Origin of the sequence: Stutzerimonas stutzeri (assembly GCF_009789555.1) — a bacterium.
Classification (GTDB): domain Bacteria; phylum Pseudomonadota; class Gammaproteobacteria; order Pseudomonadales; family Pseudomonadaceae; genus Stutzerimonas; species Stutzerimonas stutzeri_R.
Genome location: NZ_CP046902.1, coordinates 3,215,692 through 3,236,092 on the forward strand (window position 1 = coordinate 3,215,692; position 20,401 = coordinate 3,236,092).

Here is a 20,401-nt window from a genome sequence, read left to right on the forward strand (position 1 = left end):
CCTGGCCGTTCGGCCCGGCGGGCCGAACGCCTTCACCATCCACGCGCCAGCCTGAGGCTGGCGTTTGATTTTTTAAGGATCAGAACCCACGCCATGTCTGCCCCAGCTCATCCCGACGCCCCTGCTCTGTTCCCACGTCATATCGCGGTGCTGATACTCGTCTGCCTCGGCTGCGCATTCGCCGGCAACCATGTCGCGGCCCGTGTCGCCTTCGATGACGGCGCGGGGGTTCTGCTGGCGATCCTGATGCGCTCGGGGGGTACGCTGATCGTCCTGGCCGGATTGGTGTTCTGGCAACGCCAGAGCATTCGCCTCGCCCCGGGTGCCTGGCGCTGGCAGCTGTTGCTGGGCTTGTTGATCGCAACGCAGAGCATTTGCCTGTACTCGGCGGTCGCGCGTATTCCGGTCGCACTGGCGTTGCTGGTGGCCAACGTTTTTCCAATCCTGCTGGCGCTGCTGACCTGGGCCCTGGGGGGCGCTCGGCCCACGGCTCGCACAGCCCTGTTGATGGGACTGATCCTGGTCGGCCTGATGTTCGTGCTGCAAGTGCCGACACGCCTTTCTTCCAGTGAAGCCGCTGGCCCGGAATGGGTGCTCGGCGTCGCCCTGGCCTTCTGCGCGGCCAGCGTCTTCGCTACCGCCCTATGGATAACCGACCACAAGCTTTCGCAGGTGCGCGGTTCGGTGCGCAGCATGCTGACGATGCTGGTGGTGTTCAGCAGTGCAAACCTCGCCGGCCTCAGTGGCCTGCTGCCGGGTGGGCTGTCGTTGCCGCAAAGCAGCACGGGCTGGATGGCCTTGGCGGTGCTTGTCGCACTTTACGGGATCGGCTTCATCACCCTGTTCATGTCGGTGCCGCGACTGAACATGCCGCGCAACGCGCCGGTGATGAACATCGAACCGCTGGCGACCTTGATCATGGGCTGGCTGGTACTCGACCAGATGCTTGCTGCCGGCCAGATTCTCGGCGGCGTCATCGTCATCTTCGGCATCGTCATGCTGACTTACCGCAAGAATTGACCGGCGCATCGGTCGGCAGAAAAAAGCCACGCGCATGCGTGGCTTTTACTGATCGACACGTCCGAGACCGTCAAATGGCCTTGTCGGTCTCGGCTTCTTCATGCGCCTGGCGAAGCCGCTCGCGGCTGTTGGTCAGGTGCAAACGCATCGCTGCCCGAGCCGATTCGGCATCCTGACGGGCGATGGCGTCGTAGATCTGCTCATGCTCACGACCGAGTCGCTGTTGATAGTGCGGCTGGTCATCGTGCGCAAGGCGCGCGGAATTGAGCCGACTGCGCGGGATGATCGCCGTGCCGAGGTGGTTCATGATGTCGGTGAAATAGCGGTTGCCGGTCGCCTCTGCAATCTGCAGGTGGAACTGGAAATCCGATACCGCGGCCTCGCTGGACAGCGCCGTGCTCTGCTGCAGCGAATCCAGGAACGCCCGCATTGCCTCCAGTTGCTCAGGCGTACGGCGCATTGCCGCGAGTCCGGCCGACTCGACCTCCAGGCTGATGCGCAGTTCAAGGATCGACAGCACGTCACGCAGCGTGCCAATGGTCGCCGGATCGATACGAAGACCCGTGGTGCTGGGGGTATCGAGCACAAAGGTGCCGATACCATGACGCGTCTCCACCAGTCCGGATGCTTGCAGGCGAGAGATGGCCTCGCGCACCACCGTTCGGCTCACGCCCTGGGCCTGCATGATCGCAGACTCGGTAGGCAGCTTGTCTCCGCGCTTGATGAGTCCGTCGCGTATCTGCTGGGACAACTCCGTGACGAGTTCCTGGGCAAGACTGCGATGCTTTCGGCGGACGCGTGGCTGAGCGCTCTGGTTTTCCATGGGGCACATCGATCTCTGAAGCGAAGTAATCCGTATCATAGCCCAGTAGTTGTACGATGACTATCGGGCAGCCCTGTTTGATCCCGTCGCACCTTGCATCCGAAAAACTGCATGTTTTCAGACGAACCCTATACTGCACTGACGGAGCCACTCACCTGGAGACACGATCATGCGCCGCCTACTGCTACTCGTTGCCGTTGCCGCCTTCAGCACACCGATCTGGGCAATGCATTGCCCGATGGACATGGCCAAGATCGACGAGCACCTGAAAACCGATCCACCCAGCGATCCGGCCATTCTCACGCGGGTCAAAGAGCTCCGCGCCGAAGGTGAGAAGTTGCACCAGGCCGGCGATCATGAGCAATCGCTTGAAGTACTGGGAGAAGCCCAGCAACTGCTGGGCATCGACGGATAGCCGATGGTCTGCCGGCCGGCGGCTGCCAAGGCGCCGACCGGTAGGCGCAATCAGCGCGCCTGTTCGTCTGCCACGGTACAGCGCACGCGCAACTCCTTGCGATCGAAATCTTCTTCGCTACTCAAGGTTTCGTAACCCTCCGGACACACCGTGCGCGCCCTTGTCTCGCACCCGGGCTGTCCGGCAACTTTGGTACAAGCGAATACGTATTCATCGGTGCCGTCTGCCGGGGGTACGGTTTCGATGGCGGTGCACCCCGCCATCAGCCCTACGAACACGGCGACGCCACAGCGCTGTCTGTTACCTTTATTCATCGTCAATCCGCTTTGTGATATCGCCAACGGAGTCGCCAGGGCCACGCAACCGATAAGCGGGCGCGACCCTGGCGCTGGAAACCGAACGATCGGACCCAACATCGCCTTGCCACACGGCCCGTTGCCGTCCGGGTGTCAACGCGGGTTCGGCGAATCGTCCATTTCAGCGTTGTCGACATCGACATCCGGCATTTCGCGCTCGTGCGGTACGCCGTCGGTCTGCTCGCGCGGACGCTCCAGTTCGTTGCCGGGCAGCTCATCGACACCCGCCTGATCATCGGGGTTCACATCCGTTCGGCCAGGGCTCAAGGGTGGTGCTGAGCCTGGAATCACCACACCGTCGTCGCCCTCGGCGCGGATATTGGTACGGGGTTCGTGCAGCGGTTGCCGGTCCTCGCGCTCGATGCCCATGTCTCACCTCCTCGGCCATTGCTTTGTACAGATAAGAGGATCGAGGGGCTTTGGCGTTCAGGTCCAAAGCTGCCATTGGTCAACTGCGAGTCGATTCCCGCTCTGGCGCCATTGGCGGACGGCCACGCGACCGGCCGATTCACCAATGCCTGCATACCAACGGCAACGCGACGCCTAGAATGACAACCGCCGACTCGCTTGCGTCTATCGCTCACACTCCAACGGCAGCGCCACCCTTTCCGTCCATGCAACCTGGCTGTCCCTTTATCCCATGAGCAAAACAATGTTGGCTTACCTTGTCCGCTATCCATCCGCCGGGCTGCTGTTCATCCAGCTACTCGGCATCCTGCTGTACCCCTTCATGGAAAATACGCCGCTCGGGCGCGCGGCCTTCGGTGCTTTCGGTGTGGTGGTTCTGGTTGCGGCGCTGCGCATCGTCAATCGGAGCCCGACGCTGCACTCGGTGGCTTTCTTCCTGGCTGCCGCGATACTCGTGCTCACGGTGGCCGCCGAATTGACTGCCGCGCCAAATCTGCGAATCGCATTGGTCGTCTTTGAGTCCGTGTTCTATTTCTACGCAGCGGCCGGGCTGATCGGTTACATGATCGAGGATCAGCGCACCACCACAGACGAGCTGTTCGCCGTAGGCGCGACTTTCACGCTGCTGGCATGGGCATTCGCTTATGCCTACGCCGCCTGCCAACTGCTCGCTCCAGGCAGTTTCGTCGGCCAGCTGCAGCCCGACGAGCCGCGTTCGTGGTTGGAGTTACTCTTTCTCAGCGTCACCGTTCTGTCCGGCGTCGGCCTCGGCGACATTTTGCCGCTCCGACCCGTGGCGAGGGCGCTGGTGATGTTCGAAGAGATTGCAGGACTGATGTACATCGCTCTGGTCGTGTCGCGCGTCATCGGGCTGACCATTCGGCGTTGATGCGCAGCCAGGGTGCTTTTCGCCTGCAGGCGGCAGCTGTTGGGGCGAATGCCGCCACTCCGATCGGCGCCAGCCGACCTCCTATGCATAGCGCCGCGGGAGACGATCATCTGTCGTCGATCGGTCGCGCATAAGCCGCCCGCGTGCCCTGGCCACCGCCATGCAGCGTCGTCATGCTCGTGGCAAAACCGGCGAACGGGCACATCCGACAGGCGGGCCCTGCCATCGGGCAGTGCCGCCTCATCATCGCGTCGCGCCATTTGTCAGTGGCGCGCCCGCGTCATGCCGAGCGCGCGTGATGTCAATCCGCGGTCTGTTCCACAGCGGTGTCGATAGCCTTGTCTTCTACAGGCTCTTTAGGCTTTTTCGGATGACGTCGTGCTTGTCCACGCTGCCGCTTGGCCTGCTGCCTGGCATGCAGCGCCTGAGCGGCCGTCACGACGCCCACTGCCTCGCCGTTCAGGTCCACGCGCGGCGCATTCTCCGTCATGCTTGCCCAATATCGGCTTCCTCGGCACCAAACAGCGATGCCCTGCTTGAGCTGTTCGCTGGATATTCCAAGCAGCTCCAGGTGCTGCTCGGCATCCTTGAGAATGCCTTCCTTCAGCGGAACCTTGGGGGCCGGATTGACCGGGAACGCCAACGGAAAGCGCTTCTGCAACCGCCAGATCGCTTCGATCGCGGGATCTTGCTCGCGAGGCTTCGCCTTCGGAGAAGGCTTTCGCGTACCCGGCTTCGTACTGTCCGTCTTTTCCTGCATTTTTTCGGCCCGCAGGCGGTCGCGTAGCTCAGCTAGTTGTTCAAAACCCATCGTTTAGTTCACAGCTTCATGGTTGATTCGTGGTGCAAGGTTATCCCATGTCGTCTTTTCACACAGCCTGATCAAGCGCCGACATGATCAAGGGGCGTGACCGCGACATTCCATTGCCCGCCAACATGCTATGAAATAGCGGGTACGTCGCTGATCGGGGCCGATTAACGATAAGCACTATCTCGCCGCTTCTGCGGGTGGCGCCACGCTGGAATTGGCCGGAACCGATGTTGCTCCGCGCTACAACTTCATGGCCAGCGCTTCGCGCCACTGCTACGATCCTTGCAAGTCCATGACTCGGTATCGAGATGCTTATCGCACCGCCGCACCCAGACGAAGCGCTACGGCAGTACACGCTGGACTGCCTGAACCTGCTCGACACCGCCGCCGATGTGCATCTGGATACCCTGGTGAGGGTTGCCCAGACCGCTTTTGGTGTCGAAACGGTGCTCCTCAGCCTTATCGACCGTGATCGCCAGTGGTTCAAGGCACGGCAAGGGTTGGATATCAGCGAGACGCCGCGGGATATCTCCTTTTGCAGCCATACGATCCTGCAGTCCGGTTCGCTGATCGTTCCGGATGCACTGGATGATCCGCGCTTCAGTGACAATCCTCTGGTGACCGGTGCGCCGCGCGTGCGGCTCTATGCCGGACGCCCCATCGTCATCAACGGGTTTCCGATTGGCACGCTCTGCCTGTTCCATCCCCAGCCGCGTCAATTGAACACGGCCGAGCAGGCGATGCTGAAGGATCTCGCGACGCTCGCGGAGGGCTACGTATTTCAGCGCGTGCAGAACACTCACATTCGCGAGCTATACAAAATCCTGGATGCCGAGAGGATGCGAGCGATGACCGACCCGCTCACTCACGCCTGGAATCGGATGGGGTTGGAACATCTGGCGCCCGTCTTGCTCAATCAAGCGTTGTCGGACGGGAAGATGGTCGGGGTGTTGTGCTGTGATCTGGATCATTTCAAGTCGGTGAATGATCGCTACGGCCATGCGACCGGCGATCAGGTACTGGTGCATACCGCTCGCCGGCTAAAGGGCGTGTTGCGCGCCGACGATATGCTGATCCGGCTGGGCGGCGAAGAGTTTGCCGTGTTGGTACAGGTCAATCAGCCTGAGGAGTTGCACATGCTGGCTGAACGTGTTCGGCTGATGCTGCTGGAAAAGCCGATCGTGTGTGGCGCGAACGCCATCACCATAACCGCGAGCGTCGGTGCGGCAATCAAGCGTGACGATGAAACCATCGAACACACCTTCACTCGAGCAGACCAGGCCATGTATCGAGGCAAGGCGAACGGCCGGAATCGCGTGGAGCTGGCGTGACGGACAGACGCCGACAGTCTGGCTATCACGACACACGCCGGGGATTTCGTATCAGGCGTTATCGAGCAAGAGCGTCGGTGCCGAGCGCGTCGAGTAGCGCGTCGGCGAGGGTCTGGCTGGTGAAGGGTTTGGGCAATACGCGGAACTTGTAATCGGTGACGATGTGCTCCGTGTAACCGGTCGCCAATATGATCCGCAGGTCCGGGTACAGGCGTTGCGCGCTTTTGGCGAGCGCCACCCCGTCCAGTCGACCGGGCATCACGATATCGGACAGAAGCACATCGATGCGGGGCCGACTCGTGTCGGCCAATCTCGCCAGGGCTTGATCGGCATCTTGCGCCTCGTCGACCTGATAACCCAATTCCTCGAGCATCGATACCACGACGTCGCGCACGTCGGCATCGTCATCGACCAGCAGCACCCGGGCCGTGCGGGCCGCACGTGCCAGCGACTCCACCAGCGGAGCCGTCGCGAGCGCCTGGTGCTCGACGCGCGGCAGCACGAGGGTCACGCGGGTGCCCTCGCCGACTTCGCTCTCGATCGCAACGGTGCCCGCTGACTGACTAGCGAAGCCGTAGACCTGGGCAAGACCCAGTCCGGTACCTTGTCCAATTGCCTTGGTGGTGAAGAACGGCTCGCACGCTCGGACCACCACTGCCTTGCTCATTCCGCAGCCGTCATCGTTGATGTCGACACACAGGTACGCGCCGGCCGGCACGCCCAGCGGGTTGCCATGCGCGAACGTCTGACTATGAAGTCTGATCGTCAACCGGCCACCGTCGGGCATGGCGTCGCGTGCATTGATCGCGACGTTGAGGATGGCGAGTTCGCACTGCACCGGATCGACGGCGGTTGGCCAGGCGCCGTCTGGCAAATCGAGTTCCAGGACTACCCGATTGGGCAGGACGCCCGTCAGAAGCTCGCGCATGCTCAGAATAAGCGCACGCAGGTCAACCTGTTCGACATCGCCGGTGCGGCTTCGGCTGAAGGTCATCAGGTGGCGCGTAAGACGGGTAGCCCGCTGGGCCGACCGCTGGCAGGCCTCGATCGAGCGCTTGGCCCTGGGGTTCGTGCTCAGCATATCGGCAAGTTGCAATCCGACAGTCATGCTCTGCAGAAGGTTGTTGAACTCGTGTGAGATTCCGGCAGTCAGGTTGCCCAGCGCTTCGAGTTTCTGGCCCTGAAGCAGCGCCCGTTGGGAACGCTCAGCCTGTGCCACCGCCTCCTCTACTCGCTCGGCCATTTCCTGGCTCGAGCGATGGAGCGTCACGCTGGCGAGGGCCAGAGCCTGGGCAGTGCGGTCGGTTTCTTCTATGCCGGTGCGAGGCGCCTCGAACACCTCGCCGCGCGCCAACGCGCCGGCGGCTCGGTCGAGTGCTGCCAGAGGGCTTGTGATCGTGCGACCGACGGCAACAGCGAGCCCGATAGCCAGCGCCAGCACCGCGAGGATTCCTAGCGCAGCCGTCCCGATCGGGGCCAGCACGCTGGCGAGCAGGTCTTGCCTGGGGATCGCGATCAGTACGGTCCAGCCCGACGCTTCAGCGCGGCTAAAGAAGGTCACCACCTCCTGGCTGTCGCGCGTGACGGACCGTACCTTGCCATCGCGAACGTGCGACGCCTTCAGCTTGGCGACGAAGTCATCAGTAGCGGGCTCACCCACGTGGCCGATCGGGTTGTGGCTGCGCGCGACGATGGTATGGGCTTGGTCGAGAATCACGCCTAGCCAGCGTTCCGGCAGCTCTTGTGCGTCCAGCAGTGCCGCCATGTCTGTGACCGGGAACTTCATGGTCAGGTAGTAACGGATACGACCGTCGCGTACGACTGGGCGGTGGATGGCCACGCTGTACGATTGGGTCACCGGGTCGAGGAACATCGGACTGACGTCCAGCAGGCGAGCGTCTTCGAAGGCCGGGAGGCTTGGCGGCATAGACAACGGATCGCCGTAGGGATAATCCGAGTCGGCCAAGGGGATGCCGTCTGGATCGAAGATCGTCACACCCGCGCCGGTTGGCTGAACGGTCTGTTGCAGCCGGTCGTGAAATCCACGCAGGTCGCCGTTTATCAACGTCGGCGAGGCCGCGAGTGTGGTTACGATCGCTTCGTATCGTTCCAGCTCCCGGTCGACCGCCAGGGCGACCCCGCGGGCGGTCTCGTACATGCCTTGGTCGACCTGGGACGCCTGCGCCTTGTAAATCGAATAGGTCGCGTAAAACGCAAATGCAAGTGCCGGAGCAATGACGGCAATGACCAGCCAGACCAGACGGGTGCGTATCGACACAAAAATAGAATCCTAGATCAAGGCCCATCGGCTGAGTGAGGCCTCGTTGGGCCTACGGCTCGCCGGAGTCAGTAAGCGGTTACAGGAAACAGCGATCAGGTCAGCCTTGCCAATGGCAGGCATAACCGCAACACACTCAGACAACCTACCGCCCTCCATCGGACAGCCGCCGGGCTCTCGTCCTGGAAGACGCTGCATGGAGCACGCCGCCGACGGCCAGCATGATACTGGCACGAAGCCATGTTTCGGCGCTTTGCTGTAACAGAAGCAGTGCACAGGAGGCCAGTGCCAGCACTGGGAAAATCCAATGCACCTTGAAATGGTCATGGTCGACGTGATCACGCTTGAGTACCAGCACCGCCAGATTCGTGCTGATGAATACGAACAGCAGGAGCAGCACCACGGTTTCGGCCAGGACCGCCAAGGTACTGGTGAACGTCAGCGCAATCGCAACGGCGGTAGTACCGAGGATGGCGACTCCAGGCGTCCGTCGGCGCGGCAGCACTCGCCCGATGACCGCTGGCAGCAACCCCTGACGCGCCATACCGTAGGCCAGGCGGCTTGCCATGATCATGGTGAGCAGCGCCCCGTTGGCTACCGCGATCAGCGCGATGAGCGCGAACCACTGGGTCGGCACGCCGAGCCCTGAGGCCGAAACGACCTCCATCAAAGGCGCATCGGCGGTTTTCAGTACATCGTCGGGCAGTACCAGCGCGGCCCCCACGCCAACCAGCAGATAGACGGCCCCGGTGATAAGCAACGCACCGAACAGCGCGCGCGGATAGACCTTGCTGACGTCCCGCACTTCTTCAGCGAGGTTCGCCGATGTTTCGAACCCGACGAACGAATAGAAGGCGAGCAGCGACGCACCCAGCACCGAGGTGGCGGTCACCGCCGAATCCCCGTCCAACAGCTGCGCGAAACGCCCTTCTCCACCCGCGACGAACCATCCTGCCGCCACGATGACGATGACCAGGCCGCTGAGTTCGATGACTGTCATCACAAGATTCGCGCTGAGCGCTTCCTTGATGCCTCGGGCATTGAGCACGCCCACGACGACCAGGAAGCCGAGGCAAACCCAAGCGGGCGACCAGTCCACCAATGCCTGCAGATAGCCGCCAGCAAACGCGACCGCAAGTCCCGCCGCGCTGGTGACACCGGCAGCCAACATGGAAAATCCCACCAGGAACGACACCCACGGCTTGCCGAACGCCTTCTCGGCGTATAGCGCAGCGCCGCCCGCCCTCGGATACTTGGTGACCAGCTCGGCGTAGGAAGCAGCGGTCAGCAACGCAAACAGGAGCGCGATCAGCAGCGGAGCCCATATGAGCCCACCGACCCGCCCGGCGATAGTTCCCGCAAGGGCGTAGACCCCAGCGCCGAGGACGTCGCCCAGGATGAAGATCATCAGCATTGGGGTCGTGACCACCCGCTTGAGCGGGTCTGTGTCATTGCTGGCCAAGGGCTCGTTCCGGAAGCAGTGCAAGGGTTCTGCTTTGAGCGTCGCGGCACCCGGATCGTTCTCGCGGCGAGTACTAAACCGAGGGTTTTGATCGGCCCCCCGACACCGGGCGCCGCCGCTTGATATGAAAAGCAGAGGCAGGTTCAACCGCCTGGGTGCTATTCGCCGAGCGCTTTCAACGATTCGCCCGCCCTTCGTACGGCGCAAGGTTCGACGCCCCGATGCCGCGATATCGCGCCCTAGGTCGACGGAGCCGAGGCTGCCGTCCCACGGCCGGCGGGCATCGCCTGAATGCCCACGGTGGTAATACGGCCATGTAGCTGCTCGCGAACGATCAGCAGCGCCGATCCTGCTGTGAGCTCAGCGCCGGGGCTGTCGTTGCCGTGTAGGGCTTGCTTCAGCAACTGGTCCAATGTTTCTCCTTTATCCGCAGCCAGATCGATGCCGTAGGAGTTCCATATATCCTCGACCTTGGTGCTGCCCTTCAGCCTGAGCTCAAGATCCGGCAAATCGTTCCTCGAGGCTTCTACCGCTTGCGAAAAAACCGAATCGACGAATACCTGATTGATCGGCTTTAGCACGACAAACAGGTGATCGCCGGCTTCCAGCCGGGTCGATCCGCGCGGAGGTATGACGGCAGAGCCACGTGTGACCATTGCGACGACGACGCCTTCGGGCAGAGCCATCTGTGAAAGCAGCCTGCCGGCAGCGCGTGCATCGCTGCCAAGCGTATATTCGACTATTTCCGCGTCGACATCTTGCAGCGATGAAATCTCCAGAGTGGCGGCAGGCGCTGCTGGTGGCTTCTCCGTCAAACCAAGCTTGCGTGCAACGAGCGCAAGCGTGGACCCCTGGACAGTAGCCGAAAGCAATACCACGAAGAACACCACGTTAAAAATAAGCGGCGCGTTGGGCAGGCCAAAGAGCAACGGAAAGATCGCAAGAATGATCGGCACTGATCCGCGCAGGCCGACCCAGGAGACAAGCGCTGTTTCCCTGAGATTGAAACCGAACAGTGCCAGCAGCGGAGCAACCGCCAGCGGCCTCGCAATCAGAACCAGCACCATCGCGATGACCAGGCCCTCGAACCAGACCTCCAGCAGCGAAACCGGATCGACCAGCAAACCCAGCACAACGAACATGGTGATCTGGCTGAGCCAAGCCAGGCCGTCCATGAAGAGAAATGTACTGCGTTGGAAAACGAATTTCTGATTACCGATCATGACGCCGGCGACAAAAATGGCTAGAAACCCGCTGCCTCCAAGATTGGCCGAGATCCCGTAGGCCAATAGTCCACCGGCTGCGACGAGTACGGGATACAAACCCGTCGCGACCAACTTGATCCTGCTCAGCAGCCTGAGCACCGACCAACCGACGCCGAGCCCCACCAGCGCCCCCACGCCCATCTGCATCAGGAACAGTCGGAGAAGGCCCCACCCTAGCGGCATGCCGTTGACCAGGACTTCCAGCAGACCCACCGTCAGGAATATCGCCATTGGATCGTTGGAGGCGCTTTCGATCTCGAGTACCGACTTCAAGCGCTGATTGATATGGATTCCGGCATTTCGCAGAAGCGAGAACACCGCCGCCGCATCGGTTGACCCGATGATCGCCCCCAGCAGCATGCCTTCCAGAACAGGAAGACCGAGCATCCAGGACGCAGCCAGACCCGCAATCGCAGCCGTGACGAGAACGCCAACCGTGGCGAGCAGCGAAGCTGGCTTCCAGACCCTCTTGATGGACGAAACGGGTGTTTGAAGGCCACCGTCGAACAAGATCAGCGCCAAGGCGAGCGTTCCGAGCGCGTGCGCAGCCACCGCATTGTCGAAAACGATGCCACCGATTCCGTTCTCGCCGGCGAGCATACCGGTGATCAGGAACAACACCAGAACGGGTAGACCCAGCCGGGCCGAAATCTTGCTGGAAAGCACCCCTAGTAAAATGAGGACAGCGGCGAGAAGCAGCAACTTGTCAATCGTGAACACGGTTGATCCTTATAGTCATCCCCCCAGCACGATCGGTTCGGCAAGGTTGAGGTGTTGATATGACGGCGTCGGGCACACAAGCGCAAGCAAGCGCGGCGTCGGATGCAGCCGCCCTGCCCGCCCAGCCGTCGAAGCGGCGCTCTACCTGTGTACCGTTCGATAACCGAAAGTCCGATCGATTTCATCCGAGATGTTGCGAGGCATTACCTGGGCTTCGCGGACCTGACGGGATCGGCTGCATCAGGCCTTTCTACAGTTTGAATCTAAAGCAGACGGACCGACTCATCCTCCCGGCAATGCCATAGGCGGTGTCGCCGATAAGGCGTTCCGGCATGAGGTCGAACTGCGCCTCGACACGCTCGACCATCGTCCTGGTCGAGTCGATGAGAAAGAGATACGCAGTCTTGGGTGTACCAATAGCCCGCTGTCTGCCTGCTCGCGACATGAGCGGTTGCGCCAAAGACGGTTGGTTTCGGCCTCTTTTTAAAGATCGAATAGTTATAAATAAATTATTATTTATTCTTTTTATTTATCTGCCGTCTTGAGCATAGTGGGTTCCACGCAAGTCAGCGGCACAGAGCAGGCAACCATGAACGACCTCATTCACCCGAACGCCAACGACACCCTGACGGTGCGCTCGCTGTTCGTCATCAGCAGCGCTTTCCGAAGGGCTACCGTGCGGTGAAGCCCTATCTGCGCCTTACTCCACAACCCAATCGTTGATCAGTAAAAGGATTTCTCACATGTTGGTTGTCTCTCTCGCCGGTAGCCCCAGCCAGCGCTCGCGCTCCGGCGTGTTGCTGGATTTCGCCAGCGATTGGTTGCGCCAACGTGGCACCGAAGTCGTGAGCTATGGCGTGCGCGATTTCGATGCAGAAGATCTGCTGCATGCCCGCTTCGACAGCCCACTGGTGCAGCGTTTTGCCGGGCATGTCGAAGCGGCTGACGGTCTGCTGATCGCGACGCCGATATACAAGGCGTCGTTTTCCGGGGCTCTAAAAGCCTTGCTGGACCTGTTGCCCGAGCGCGCCCTGGCGCACAAGGTCGTATTGCCGATGGCCTCTGGCGGTAGCGTGGCGCATATGTTGGCAGTGGACTATGCACTCAAGCCCGTGCTGGCCGCGCTCAAGGCGCAGGAAATGCTGCACGGCGTATACGCAGTCGATGCGCAGATCAGCTACGCCGACGGCACGCGGCTGCCCAGCCTTGCGCCTGAATTGACCGAGCGTCTGCTCGAGTCGCTTGAGCAGCTATACGCAGCCCTTGCTCGGCGTCACCAGCCGCTCGATCCGAAGTTGTTGCATACAAGCCTGACCAGCGCGCGCTGGAGTATTTGAGAAATAGCGCCAAGCGACAAAAGTTAGAGGTACAAACCACCGAGCAACACTCGACAAGTTGATCGCACCGCAAGCCTCCGCGTGATGGCTTGTCGCTTGAAACCTGTCGCCAAACCCAAAGCCTTACTCGCCCGCCAACGGGCAAGCAGGTCGTGAACCCAACTCAAGACTGTCAAGGAGAGTGCCATGCGCACAAACACCTTGCGTCGAGGACTGGTCGCCCTGTTTGCTGCGGCCATTTCTTTCGGCGCCATTACTCACGCTCAGGCCCAGTCGAAGCAGGCGAACGTCCTGCGTATCGGCTATCAGAAGTACGGCACGCTGGTGCTGCTCAAGGCACGCGGCACCCTGGAACAGCGGCTGGTAGATCAGGGCTTCGAGGTTCGCTGGACCGAGTTTCCCGGTGGCCCGCAATTGCTCGAAGGGCTCAACGTCGGCTCCATCGACTTTGGCGTGACCGGTGAAACGCCGCCGGTGTTCGCCCAGGCGGCCGGGGCTGACTTGCTCTATGTGGCCTACGAACCCGCGGCGCCCTCCGGGGAAGCGATCCTGGTGCCCAAGGATTCGCCGATCCGCTCGCTGAGCGAGCTCAAGGGCAAGAAGATCGCGCTCAACAAGGGCTCCAATGTGCATTACCTATTGGTGCGCGCACTGGAGTCTGCCGGGCTGAAGTACAGCGACATTCAGCCGGTGTACCTGCCGCCGGCCGATGCCCGCGCTGCCTTCGAGCGCGGCAGCGTTGATGCCTGGGTGATCTGGGATCCCTTCCAGGCCGCCGCCGAGGAGCAATTGCAGGCACGCACGCTGCGTGACGGCCAGGGACTGGTAAGCAACCACCAGTTCTATCTGGCAGCGCGTCCCTTCGCTGAAGACCATCCGAAAGTAGTTGCCACGCTGATCGAGGAAATCCGCGATATCGGCCACTGGGTCGAGGGCAACATTGATGAGGCGACATCCCAGGTGGCGCCTTTGCTCGGTCTGTCCAGCGAGATCACCCGCAAGGCCGTAATTCGTCAGGGCTATGGCGCCAAGCCGATCGATGCGGTGGTAGTGCGGGCGCAGCAGGACATCGCCGACACCTTCACCACGCTCCGGCTTATTCCGAAGAAGCTCGTCATTCAGGACGTGATCTGGACGGCGCCAAAGAGCATCGCCCAATACGCGGAATAAACGTCATCCAACCCTGGTTCGCTGCGGCGAGCCTATCGATTCGGAGCCATATTCATGAGCTTGAACATATTCTGGTTTCTGCCCACCCACGGTGACGGCAAGTACTTGGGCACCGCCGAAGGCGCCCGTGCTGTCGATCACGGTTATCTCTCCCAGATCGCCCAGGCTGCAGACCGCCTCGGCTATGGCGGTGTGCTGATCCCTACTGGTCGCTCCTGCGAAGACTCCTGGCTGGTAGCGGCCTCCCTGATTCCGTTGACGCAGAACCTGAAATTCCTGGTGGCCCTGCGGCCCGGCATCATCTCGCCAACGGTGGCGGCACGCCAGGCGGCAACCCTTGACCGGCTGTCCAATGGCCGTGCGCTGTTCAACCTGGTCACCGGCGGTGATCCGGATGAGCTGGCCGGCGATGGGCTGAACCTCAGCCACGCCGAGCGCTATGAAGCATCTGTGGAGTTCACCCGCATCTGGCGGCGGGTGCTGGAGGGCGAATCGGTCGACTACCGGGGCAAGCATCTGCAGGTCAAAGGCGCCAAGCTGCTCTATCCGCCGATCCAGCAGCCGCGTCCTCCGCTGTATTTCGGCGGCTCCTCCGAAGCGGCCCACGAACTGGCCGGCGAGCAGGTCGAGCTATATCTCACCTGGGGCGAGCCATTGGAGGCAGTGGCAGAGAAAATCGCTGACGTACGTGCCCGCGCGGCTCGTCATGGCCGCACGGTGCGGTTCGGCATCCGCCTGCATGTGATCGTGCGCGAGACGAACGATGAAGCCTGGGCTGCCGCCGACAGGCTGATCAGCCATCTCGATGACGACACCATCGATAAGGCGCAGGCCTCGCTGGCGCGCTTCGATTCGGTTGGTCAACAGCGCATGGCGGCACTGCATGGCGGCGATCGCGCCAGGTTGGTGGTGGCGCCGAATCTCTGGGCCGGGGTCGGGCTGGTGAGAGGCGGGGCTGGCACTGCACTGGTAGGCGACGGACCGACGGTGGCCGCGCGCGTGAAGGAATACGCCGACCTTGGTATCGACACCTTCATTTTTTCTGGCTACCCGCACCTTGAAGAAGCTTATCGGGTTGCCGAACTGCTCTTCCCGCATCTCGACATCGCTCAGCCCGAGCGCCCAGCGAGCCGCGGTTATGTCAGCCCGTTCGGCGAGATGATCTCCAGCGACATCCTGCCGAAAGCGGCCGCGGCGAGCTGAGTGCAGCATCGTAGGGTGGGCGTTAGTCACCGCCGTGGCACCAGGCCATTGGTGGACTGAAGCCCACCCAACGATTTGCAGGGCCCGTCTGTTGTCGTCGGCCCGGCGAAACAGCGAGCCGTTGGTTAAAGCGAACAGTTGCAAACGTTACGTCGATGAACTCACGAAAATATGGGGCAAACCATGACCTTCAATTCTTTTGGGCAACGCCTGGCGCCGTGGGCCCTGCCGGTCGTGCTGCTCGCCGCCTGGCAAGGCGCGGTGGCTTTCGGGCTGCTGTCTACGCGCATCCTGCCGGCGCCCAGTGCGGTACTGGCTGCCGGTTGGGAGCTGCTGCGCAGCGGTGAAATCTGGACGCACCTGGCCATCTCCGGCTGGCGTGCCGGAATCGGCTTTGCCATCGGCGGCGGTATTGGGTTGCTGCTGGGCTTTATCACCGGTCTGTCGCGTTGGGGCGAGCGGTTGTTGGACAGCAGTGTGCAGATGATCCGCAACGTGCCGCACCTTGCGCTGATTCCTCTGGTGATCCTGTGGTTTGGCATCGATGAGAGCGCGAAGATTTTCCTCGTCGCGCTGGGCACGCTGTTCCCCATCTACCTGAATACCTACCACGGCATCCGCAACGTCGACCCTGCGCTTGTGGAAATGGCGCGCAGCTATGGGCTGTCGGGCTTTGCGCTGTTCCGCCAGGTGATCCTGCCCGGCGCGCTGCCGTCAATTCTCGTGGGCGTGCGCTTCGCCCTCGGCTTCATGTGGCTGACTCTGATCGTCGCTGAAACCATCTCAGCCAACGCCGGCATCGGCTACCTGGCAATGAATGCGCGCGAGTTCCTGCAGACCGATGTGGTGGTACTGGCGATCCTGCTGTACGCGGTGCTCGGCAAGCTGGCCGACCTTGCCGCTCGCAGTCTGGAGCGTGCCTGGCTGCGTTGGCATCCGGCCTACCAGGCCAAGGCAGGTGCGCAATGACCGCTTTGCACAGTATTAGCCAAGGTCTCGCACTCGGTATCGAAGGGCTCGCCAAATCATTCGCTCAACGCGAAGTGTTGAAAGGGATCGACCTGCGCATCCCGGCCGGCCAGTTCGTCGCCGTGGTTGGTCGTAGCGGCTGCGGCAAGAGCACACTGCTGCGCCTGTTGGCGGGACTCGAACAGCCGAGTCGCGGTGCATTGACCGCTGGCAGCGCTCACCTCGAGAGCGTGCGCGACGATATTCGCCTGATGTTTCAGGACGCTCGGCTGCTGCCGTGGAAGCGGGTGATCGATAACGTCGGCCTGGGTCTGAGCGGAGACTGGCGCCTGAAAGCTGCAGACGCGCTGGCAGCGGTTGGGCTGGCCGACCGTGCCAATGATTGGCCGGCGGCATTGTCCGGCGGGCAGAAACAGCGCGTCGCACTGGCTCGTGCGTTGATTCATCAACCACGTTTGCTGTTACTCGATGAGCCACTCGGTGCGCTGGATGCGCTTACCCGCATCGAAATGCAGCAGATGATCGAACGTTTGTGGCAACGGCATGGTTTCACCGTGCTGCTCGTCACCCACGATGTCAGCGAGGCAGTGGCAGTGGCAGACCGGGTCATCCTCATCGAAGAGGGGCGCATCGGCCTCGACCTCATCATTGATATCCCCCATCCACGCAATCGAGGCGCGGCGGCCCTGGCAGTGCTGGAGGAACAGGTACTCAACCGCGTGCTCGCGCTGCCGGAGCCCCCGCCGCAAGCGGAGCCCGTTTCCCTCTTGCCCACGCAGTTGCGCTGGGCGCTCTGATTCACGCTCGAACCCCCTCCCGATCGAAAGGAGCAACACCATGACCATTAAAGCAATCAACGTGCGCAATCAATTCAAAGGCACAATTCGGGAAATCGTTCACGGCGATGTCCTGTCGGAAATCGACGTACAGACCGCAGCCGGGATCGTCACATCCGTGATCACCACGCGTTCCGTGAAGGAGCTTGAACTAGGTATCGGCAGCGAGGTTATCGCGTTCGTTAAATCCACGGAAGTTTCAATCGCCAAGTTGTAGAGCAAAGAACGCGGGCGCCTAGAGTGGCGCTTTCCAGCATTTTTACCGTGCGCCTCCGTCCGCTCTTGGCCGATTATCGATTTTCCAAACTGGACGCGCTTGCCGGGCCACGCTCGTATTGCATTGCAGGTCATGTCTACCGGCTTCAGATTTTCCTAAGCACTACCCGACGTAAATGCTGGTTTCGCTGCCTGGAGCGCAATGTGAAGCTTGGTCATCCGTAGACACAGAGTTTCAGCCATGCCGACTCATACCCGCATCCGCATGTTCAACACCAAGCAGACCTACCCCAATCAAGCGCTGGACAACGACCTTTGCCAGGCCGTGCGTGCAGGCAACACGGTCTATGTACGCGGTCAGGTGGGCACCGACTTCGAGGGCAACCTTGTCGGGCTGGGTGACCCGAAAGCCCAGGCTGAGCAGGCGATGAAGAACGTCAAACAGTTACTCGAAGAAGCAGGCTCTGACCTGTCCCATATCGTCAAGACCACCACCTACATCGTCGACCCCCGTTACCGCGAGCCCGTCTATCAGGAAGTCGGCAGATGGCTCAAGGGCGTATTTCCGATTTCTACCGGGCTGGTGATATCGGGGCTCGCCCAGCCGCAGTGGCTGATGGAAATCGATGTCATTGCCGTCATCCCCGACGATTGGCCCGTCGCCTGATCCCAAGCCCATTCAATACCGGAGCGCCCATGGCGACTGCACTGATCAAGCCTGTTTCCTCTACGTACGATACTGAAACATCAATGTCTTCCCGGACCTGTACCGCCGTTCAGCTGGACGGCGTATTGAAGCGCTTCGGTCATTCGATTGCACTGCAGAAGGTTTCACTCAAGATCCAGGAAGGCGAGTTCGTTACGCTGCTCGGGCCTTCGGGATGCGGCAAGACCACCCTGCTGAACCTGATGGCTGGATTCGCCGAAGCCGACAACGGCGAGATTTTCATCGATGGCCAGCTTGTTACCGAAACGCCGGCCTATCAAAGAGAAATCGGCATTGTTTTCCAGAACTACGCACTTTTCCCCCACATGAACGTGGCAAAGAATGTGGGATACGGTTTGCGCATGCGCGGCGTTCCCAAGGCCGAAATCGCCGAGCGTGTAGAGCAGGCGCTGGCACTGGTAAAGCTGAGTGGATATGGCGAGCGAAAGCCTCGGGAGCTATCCGGCGGTCAGCAACAACGGGTTGCGCTGGCTCGCGCGTTGGTCATTCGCCCCAAGGTGCTCCTGCTCGACGAACCCTTCTCTGCACTGGACAAGAACCTTCGGCTCTCCATGCAGATCGAGCTCAAGGAAATCCAGCGCAAGCTGGGCGTAACGACCGTCTTCGTTACCCATGACCAGAGCGAAGCCCTGAGTATGAGCGACCGCGTGGTGGTCATGTCCGCCGGCCATATACGGCAAATCGGCTCCCCGGACGCGATCTACCGCAACCCGGAAGATCCGTTTGTGGCCGGTTTCGTCGGCGACGCCAACATCCTGCCCGGTCGGTACCTGAGTCGGGACGAAAGCGCCTGCCTGGAGCTGGGAGACGCCAGGCTTCGCTTGCCTGCCAATCGAGTGCACGCTTCGGTCGGTTCGCGCCTGGACGTGTACGTGCGTCCGGAAAACATTCGTCTGGTGGCATTGGGAAACGGGCAATTGCTCACCGGGACGGTGGTCAACCATGTCTTCCAAGGCGACCACGTCGACATTCATTTGGACGTTCCCGCCTTGGGCCAGGCCCGTCTGTTCGTGCGCCAGTCCGGCCTCGACGCACTGACTCGCTGGCCGGTCGGTGCAGTAGCAGGACTGGCTTTCGATGACGAGGGCGTTTGTGCCTTCGCCGCCGACACTCAGTCGGCCCGTTGAATCGGAGTATGTGATGACCCTGCGCCCTGAAACGATGAATACCGTGATTGCCCGCCAGCCGGGCGGCCCCGAAGTGCTGGAATGCGTACCGCGCGCGCTGCCCGATGCAGGGCCCGGAGAGGTGCTGATTCGAGTGGCAGCGGCGGGCGTCAATCGCCCGGACCTGATGCAGCGGAGCGGCGCACCGCTGCCGCCTGACACCACCGATGTTCTTGGTCTGGAAGCCGCCGGAACCGTGATTGCCGTCGGCAACGGCGTGAGCGATATCGCTCCAGGCGACCGGGTCATGGCCCTGCTTAATGGCGGCGGCTACGCCGAATATTGCATCGCGACGGCCGCGCATTGCCTGCCCGTGCCGGCAAACCTGCCACTCGAAGAGGCTGCAGGTGTACCGGAAGCAGCGTTCACGGTCTGGCACAACCTGTTCGAGCTCGGCCGCTTGCAAGCCGGAGAGTACGTGCTGATCCACGGCGCTGCCAGCGGAGTCGGCACCTTTGCCATTCAATGCGCCCACGCCGCCGGCGCCAGGGTTATCGCGACGGCTGGCGGTGCGCACAAGGTTGCAGCGCTGAGAACACTAGGGGTATGGCGTGCGATCGACCGGCACGAAGAAGATTTCGTGGACGTGATTGCCGATTGCACGCAAGGACGCGGTGTGGATGTCGTGCTCGACAATGTGGGGGGCGCTTATGTGGCACGTAATCTGGCAGCCATGGCCCCGGGAGGCCGCCATGTCAGCCTGTCGTTCATGCAGGGGCCGAAAATCGAACTGGATTTGCAAACGCTGATGCGCAAGAGCCTAAGCTTGACTTCCTCGACGTTGCGCCCCAAAAGCAGCGAAGAAAAAGCGCGTCTGGCGATCGCTATCCGCGGGCAACTGCTGCCGTGGCTCGCAACGGGGGATGTACGGCCGCTGATCCATGCACGGTTGCCGCTGGATCAGGCCGCGCAAGCCCATCGCATCCTGGAAGCGAACCAGAACATCGGCAAGGTGCTGCTCACCATCAGCACGCAATAACACGCCAGCCGCCGCGTCGC

Annotated in this window: 20 protein-coding genes and 1 pseudogene; 14 read left to right on the plus strand and 7 right to left on the minus strand. The window is 61.5% G+C overall.

Translation table 11 applies throughout. The features are described from left to right. Positions 1-93 precede the first annotated feature (93 nt). Positions 94-1,020, plus strand: a complete 927-nt coding sequence (locus GQA94_RS14705) for an EamA family transporter (protein WP_158188719.1) — start codon at positions 94-96, stop codon at positions 1,018-1,020. Between the two features lie 70 nt (positions 1,021-1,090). On the opposite strand, the gene GQA94_RS14710 is transcribed toward GQA94_RS14705, so the two are convergent. Beyond that, positions 1,091-1,843 (minus strand): FadR/GntR family transcriptional regulator, encoded by a 753-nt coding sequence (locus GQA94_RS14710; protein ID WP_158188720.1) that lies wholly within the window; start codon positions 1,841-1,843, stop codon positions 1,091-1,093. Between the two features lie 169 nt (positions 1,844-2,012). Here GQA94_RS14710 and GQA94_RS14715 point away from each other — a divergent pair, with 169 nt between their 5' ends. Then, positions 2,013-2,258 (plus strand): hypothetical protein, encoded by a 246-nt coding sequence (locus GQA94_RS14715; protein ID WP_158188721.1) that lies wholly within the window; start codon positions 2,013-2,015, stop codon positions 2,256-2,258. A 50-nt stretch (positions 2,259-2,308) separates the two neighbouring features. Here GQA94_RS14715 and GQA94_RS14720 read toward each other — a convergent pair whose 3' ends face one another. Together GQA94_RS14720 and GQA94_RS14725 are read right to left on the minus strand one after the other, a co-directional pair. Then, positions 2,309-2,572, minus strand: a complete 264-nt coding sequence (locus GQA94_RS14720; RefSeq protein WP_158188722.1) for a hypothetical protein — start codon at positions 2,570-2,572, stop codon at positions 2,309-2,311. A 135-nt stretch (positions 2,573-2,707) separates the two neighbouring features. Then, the gene (locus tag GQA94_RS14725) at positions 2,708-2,983 is read right to left on the minus strand and encodes a hypothetical protein (RefSeq protein ID WP_233270167.1); all 276 of its coding nucleotides are present in this window, start codon (positions 2,981-2,983) and stop codon (positions 2,708-2,710) included. A 283-nt stretch (positions 2,984-3,266) separates the two neighbouring features. On the opposite strand from GQA94_RS14725, the gene GQA94_RS14730 reads away from it, so the two are divergent. Continuing rightward, positions 3,267-3,911 carry an ion channel gene (locus tag GQA94_RS14730; protein ID WP_158188723.1) on the plus strand — a complete coding sequence of 215 codons (645 nt, stop codon included), beginning with the start codon at positions 3,267-3,269 and terminating at the stop codon, positions 3,909-3,911. 301 nt (positions 3,912-4,212) lie between these two features. Here the strand turns inward: GQA94_RS14730 and GQA94_RS14735 are convergent, their stop codons facing one another. Next, on the minus strand, positions 4,213-4,722 hold the full coding sequence (locus GQA94_RS14735; protein ID WP_158188724.1) for a ProQ/FinO family protein: 510 nt from the start codon (positions 4,720-4,722) through the stop codon (positions 4,213-4,215). 308 nt (positions 4,723-5,030) lie between these two features. Here GQA94_RS14735 and GQA94_RS14740 point away from each other — a divergent pair, with 308 nt between their 5' ends. Further along, on the plus strand, positions 5,031-6,053 hold the full coding sequence (locus GQA94_RS14740) for a GGDEF domain-containing protein (protein WP_158188725.1): 1,023 nt from the start codon (positions 5,031-5,033) through the stop codon (positions 6,051-6,053). A 58-nt stretch (positions 6,054-6,111) separates the two neighbouring features. On the opposite strand, the gene GQA94_RS14745 is transcribed toward GQA94_RS14740, so the two are convergent. From GQA94_RS14745 to GQA94_RS14755, 3 genes are all read right to left on the minus strand, one after another. Beyond that, positions 6,112-8,331, minus strand: a complete 2,220-nt coding sequence (locus GQA94_RS14745; RefSeq protein WP_158188726.1) for a hybrid sensor histidine kinase/response regulator — start codon at positions 8,329-8,331, stop codon at positions 6,112-6,114. Between the two features lie 145 nt (positions 8,332-8,476). Beyond that, positions 8,477-9,745 (minus strand): APC family permease, encoded by a 1,269-nt coding sequence (locus tag GQA94_RS14750; RefSeq protein ID WP_199270160.1) that lies wholly within the window; start codon positions 9,743-9,745, stop codon positions 8,477-8,479. 287 nt (positions 9,746-10,032) lie between these two features. Then, positions 10,033-11,778, minus strand: a complete 1,746-nt coding sequence (locus GQA94_RS14755; RefSeq protein ID WP_158188728.1) for a potassium/proton antiporter — start codon at positions 11,776-11,778, stop codon at positions 10,033-10,035. A gap of 651 nt (positions 11,779-12,429) precedes the next feature. Here GQA94_RS14755 and GQA94_RS23655 point away from each other — a divergent pair. The 10 genes and pseudogenes from GQA94_RS23655 to GQA94_RS14805 form a co-directional block, all read left to right on the plus strand. After that, positions 12,430-12,501 (plus strand): annotated as a pseudogene (locus GQA94_RS23655) (peroxidase); the annotation flags it as partial. A gap of 20 nt (positions 12,502-12,521) precedes the next feature. Beyond that, positions 12,522-13,115: an NADPH-dependent FMN reductase gene (gene ssuE / locus GQA94_RS14765; protein ID WP_158188730.1), complete on the plus strand. Its 594-nt coding sequence runs from the start codon at positions 12,522-12,524 to the stop codon at positions 13,113-13,115. A 186-nt stretch (positions 13,116-13,301) separates the two neighbouring features. Beyond that, positions 13,302-14,285 carry a sulfonate ABC transporter substrate-binding protein gene (locus tag GQA94_RS14770; RefSeq protein WP_158188731.1) on the plus strand — a complete coding sequence of 328 codons (984 nt, stop codon included), beginning with the start codon at positions 13,302-13,304 and terminating at the stop codon, positions 14,283-14,285. A gap of 54 nt (positions 14,286-14,339) precedes the next feature. Beyond that, positions 14,340-15,488 (plus strand): FMNH2-dependent alkanesulfonate monooxygenase, encoded by a 1,149-nt coding sequence (gene ssuD / locus GQA94_RS14775; protein WP_158188732.1) that lies wholly within the window; start codon positions 14,340-14,342, stop codon positions 15,486-15,488. Positions 15,489-15,671: 183 nt separating this feature from the next. Continuing rightward, positions 15,672-16,457 carry an aliphatic sulfonate ABC transporter permease SsuC gene (gene ssuC, locus GQA94_RS14780; protein ID WP_158188733.1) on the plus strand — a complete coding sequence of 262 codons (786 nt, stop codon included), beginning with the start codon at positions 15,672-15,674 and terminating at the stop codon, positions 16,455-16,457. Then, entirely contained in the window at positions 16,454-17,254 is an 801-nt protein-coding gene (ssuB, locus tag GQA94_RS14785) for an aliphatic sulfonates ABC transporter ATP-binding protein (protein ID WP_158188734.1), read from the plus strand. The genes ssuC and ssuB overlap by 4 nt, the downstream gene beginning before the upstream one ends. A 40-nt stretch (positions 17,255-17,294) precedes the next feature. Beyond that, a complete protein-coding gene (locus GQA94_RS14790) occupies positions 17,295-17,510 on the plus strand; it encodes a TOBE domain-containing protein (protein WP_158188735.1) in 216 nt (71 codons plus the stop codon). 240 nt (positions 17,511-17,750) lie between these two features. Beyond that, positions 17,751-18,176 (plus strand): RidA family protein, encoded by a 426-nt coding sequence (locus GQA94_RS14795; RefSeq protein WP_158188736.1) that lies wholly within the window; start codon positions 17,751-17,753, stop codon positions 18,174-18,176. An 83-nt stretch (positions 18,177-18,259) separates the two neighbouring features. Next, entirely contained in the window at positions 18,260-19,363 is a 1,104-nt protein-coding gene (locus GQA94_RS14800) for an ABC transporter ATP-binding protein (protein WP_233270168.1), read from the plus strand. A 13-nt stretch (positions 19,364-19,376) separates the two neighbouring features. Further along, complete coding sequence (locus GQA94_RS14805) at positions 19,377-20,381, plus strand: NAD(P)H-quinone oxidoreductase (RefSeq protein WP_158188738.1); 1,005 nt, start codon at positions 19,377-19,379, stop codon at positions 20,379-20,381. Positions 20,382-20,401 lie beyond the last annotated feature (20 nt).

Excerpts from the sequence above, each read along its gene's own strand:
- GQA94_RS14770 (WP_158188731.1), top strand. The coding sequence starts at position 13,302 with ATGCGCACAAACACCTTGCGTCGAGGACTGGTCGCCCTGTTTGCTGCG.
- GQA94_RS14715 (WP_158188721.1), top strand. The coding sequence starts at position 2,013 with ATGCGCCGCCTACTGCTACTCGTTGCCGTTGCCGCCTTCAGCACACCG.
- ssuC (WP_158188733.1), top strand. The coding sequence starts at position 15,672 with ATGACCTTCAATTCTTTTGGGCAACGCCTGGCGCCGTGGGCCCTGCCG.
- ssuD (WP_158188732.1), top strand. The coding sequence starts at position 14,340 with ATGAGCTTGAACATATTCTGGTTTCTGCCCACCCACGGTGACGGCAAG.
- GQA94_RS14805 (WP_158188738.1), top strand. The coding sequence starts at position 19,377 with ATGACCCTGCGCCCTGAAACGATGAATACCGTGATTGCCCGCCAGCCG.
- GQA94_RS14795 (WP_158188736.1), top strand. The coding sequence starts at position 17,751 with ATGCCGACTCATACCCGCATCCGCATGTTCAACACCAAGCAGACCTAC.
- GQA94_RS14710 (WP_158188720.1), bottom strand. The coding sequence starts at position 1,843 with ATGGAAAACCAGAGCGCTCAGCCACGCGTCCGCCGAAAGCATCGCAGT.
- GQA94_RS14735 (WP_158188724.1), bottom strand. The coding sequence starts at position 4,722 with ATGGGTTTTGAACAACTAGCTGAGCTACGCGACCGCCTGCGGGCCGAA.
- GQA94_RS14790 (WP_158188735.1), top strand. The coding sequence starts at position 17,295 with ATGACCATTAAAGCAATCAACGTGCGCAATCAATTCAAAGGCACAATT.
- GQA94_RS14740 (WP_158188725.1), top strand. The coding sequence starts at position 5,031 with ATGCTTATCGCACCGCCGCACCCAGACGAAGCGCTACGGCAGTACACG.
- GQA94_RS14705 (WP_158188719.1), top strand. The coding sequence starts at position 94 with ATGTCTGCCCCAGCTCATCCCGACGCCCCTGCTCTGTTCCCACGTCAT.
- GQA94_RS14750 (WP_199270160.1), bottom strand. The coding sequence starts at position 9,745 with ATGCTGATGATCTTCATCCTGGGCGACGTCCTCGGCGCTGGGGTCTAC.
- ssuB (WP_158188734.1), top strand. The coding sequence starts at position 16,454 with ATGACCGCTTTGCACAGTATTAGCCAAGGTCTCGCACTCGGTATCGAA.
- GQA94_RS14725 (WP_233270167.1), bottom strand. The coding sequence starts at position 2,983 with ATGGGCATCGAGCGCGAGGACCGGCAACCGCTGCACGAACCCCGTACC.
- ssuE (WP_158188730.1), top strand. The coding sequence starts at position 12,522 with ATGTTGGTTGTCTCTCTCGCCGGTAGCCCCAGCCAGCGCTCGCGCTCC.
- GQA94_RS14720 (WP_158188722.1), bottom strand. The coding sequence starts at position 2,572 with ATGAATAAAGGTAACAGACAGCGCTGTGGCGTCGCCGTGTTCGTAGGG.
- GQA94_RS14730 (WP_158188723.1), top strand. The coding sequence starts at position 3,267 with ATGTTGGCTTACCTTGTCCGCTATCCATCCGCCGGGCTGCTGTTCATC.
- GQA94_RS14800 (WP_233270168.1), top strand. The coding sequence starts at position 18,260 with ATGTCTTCCCGGACCTGTACCGCCGTTCAGCTGGACGGCGTATTGAAG.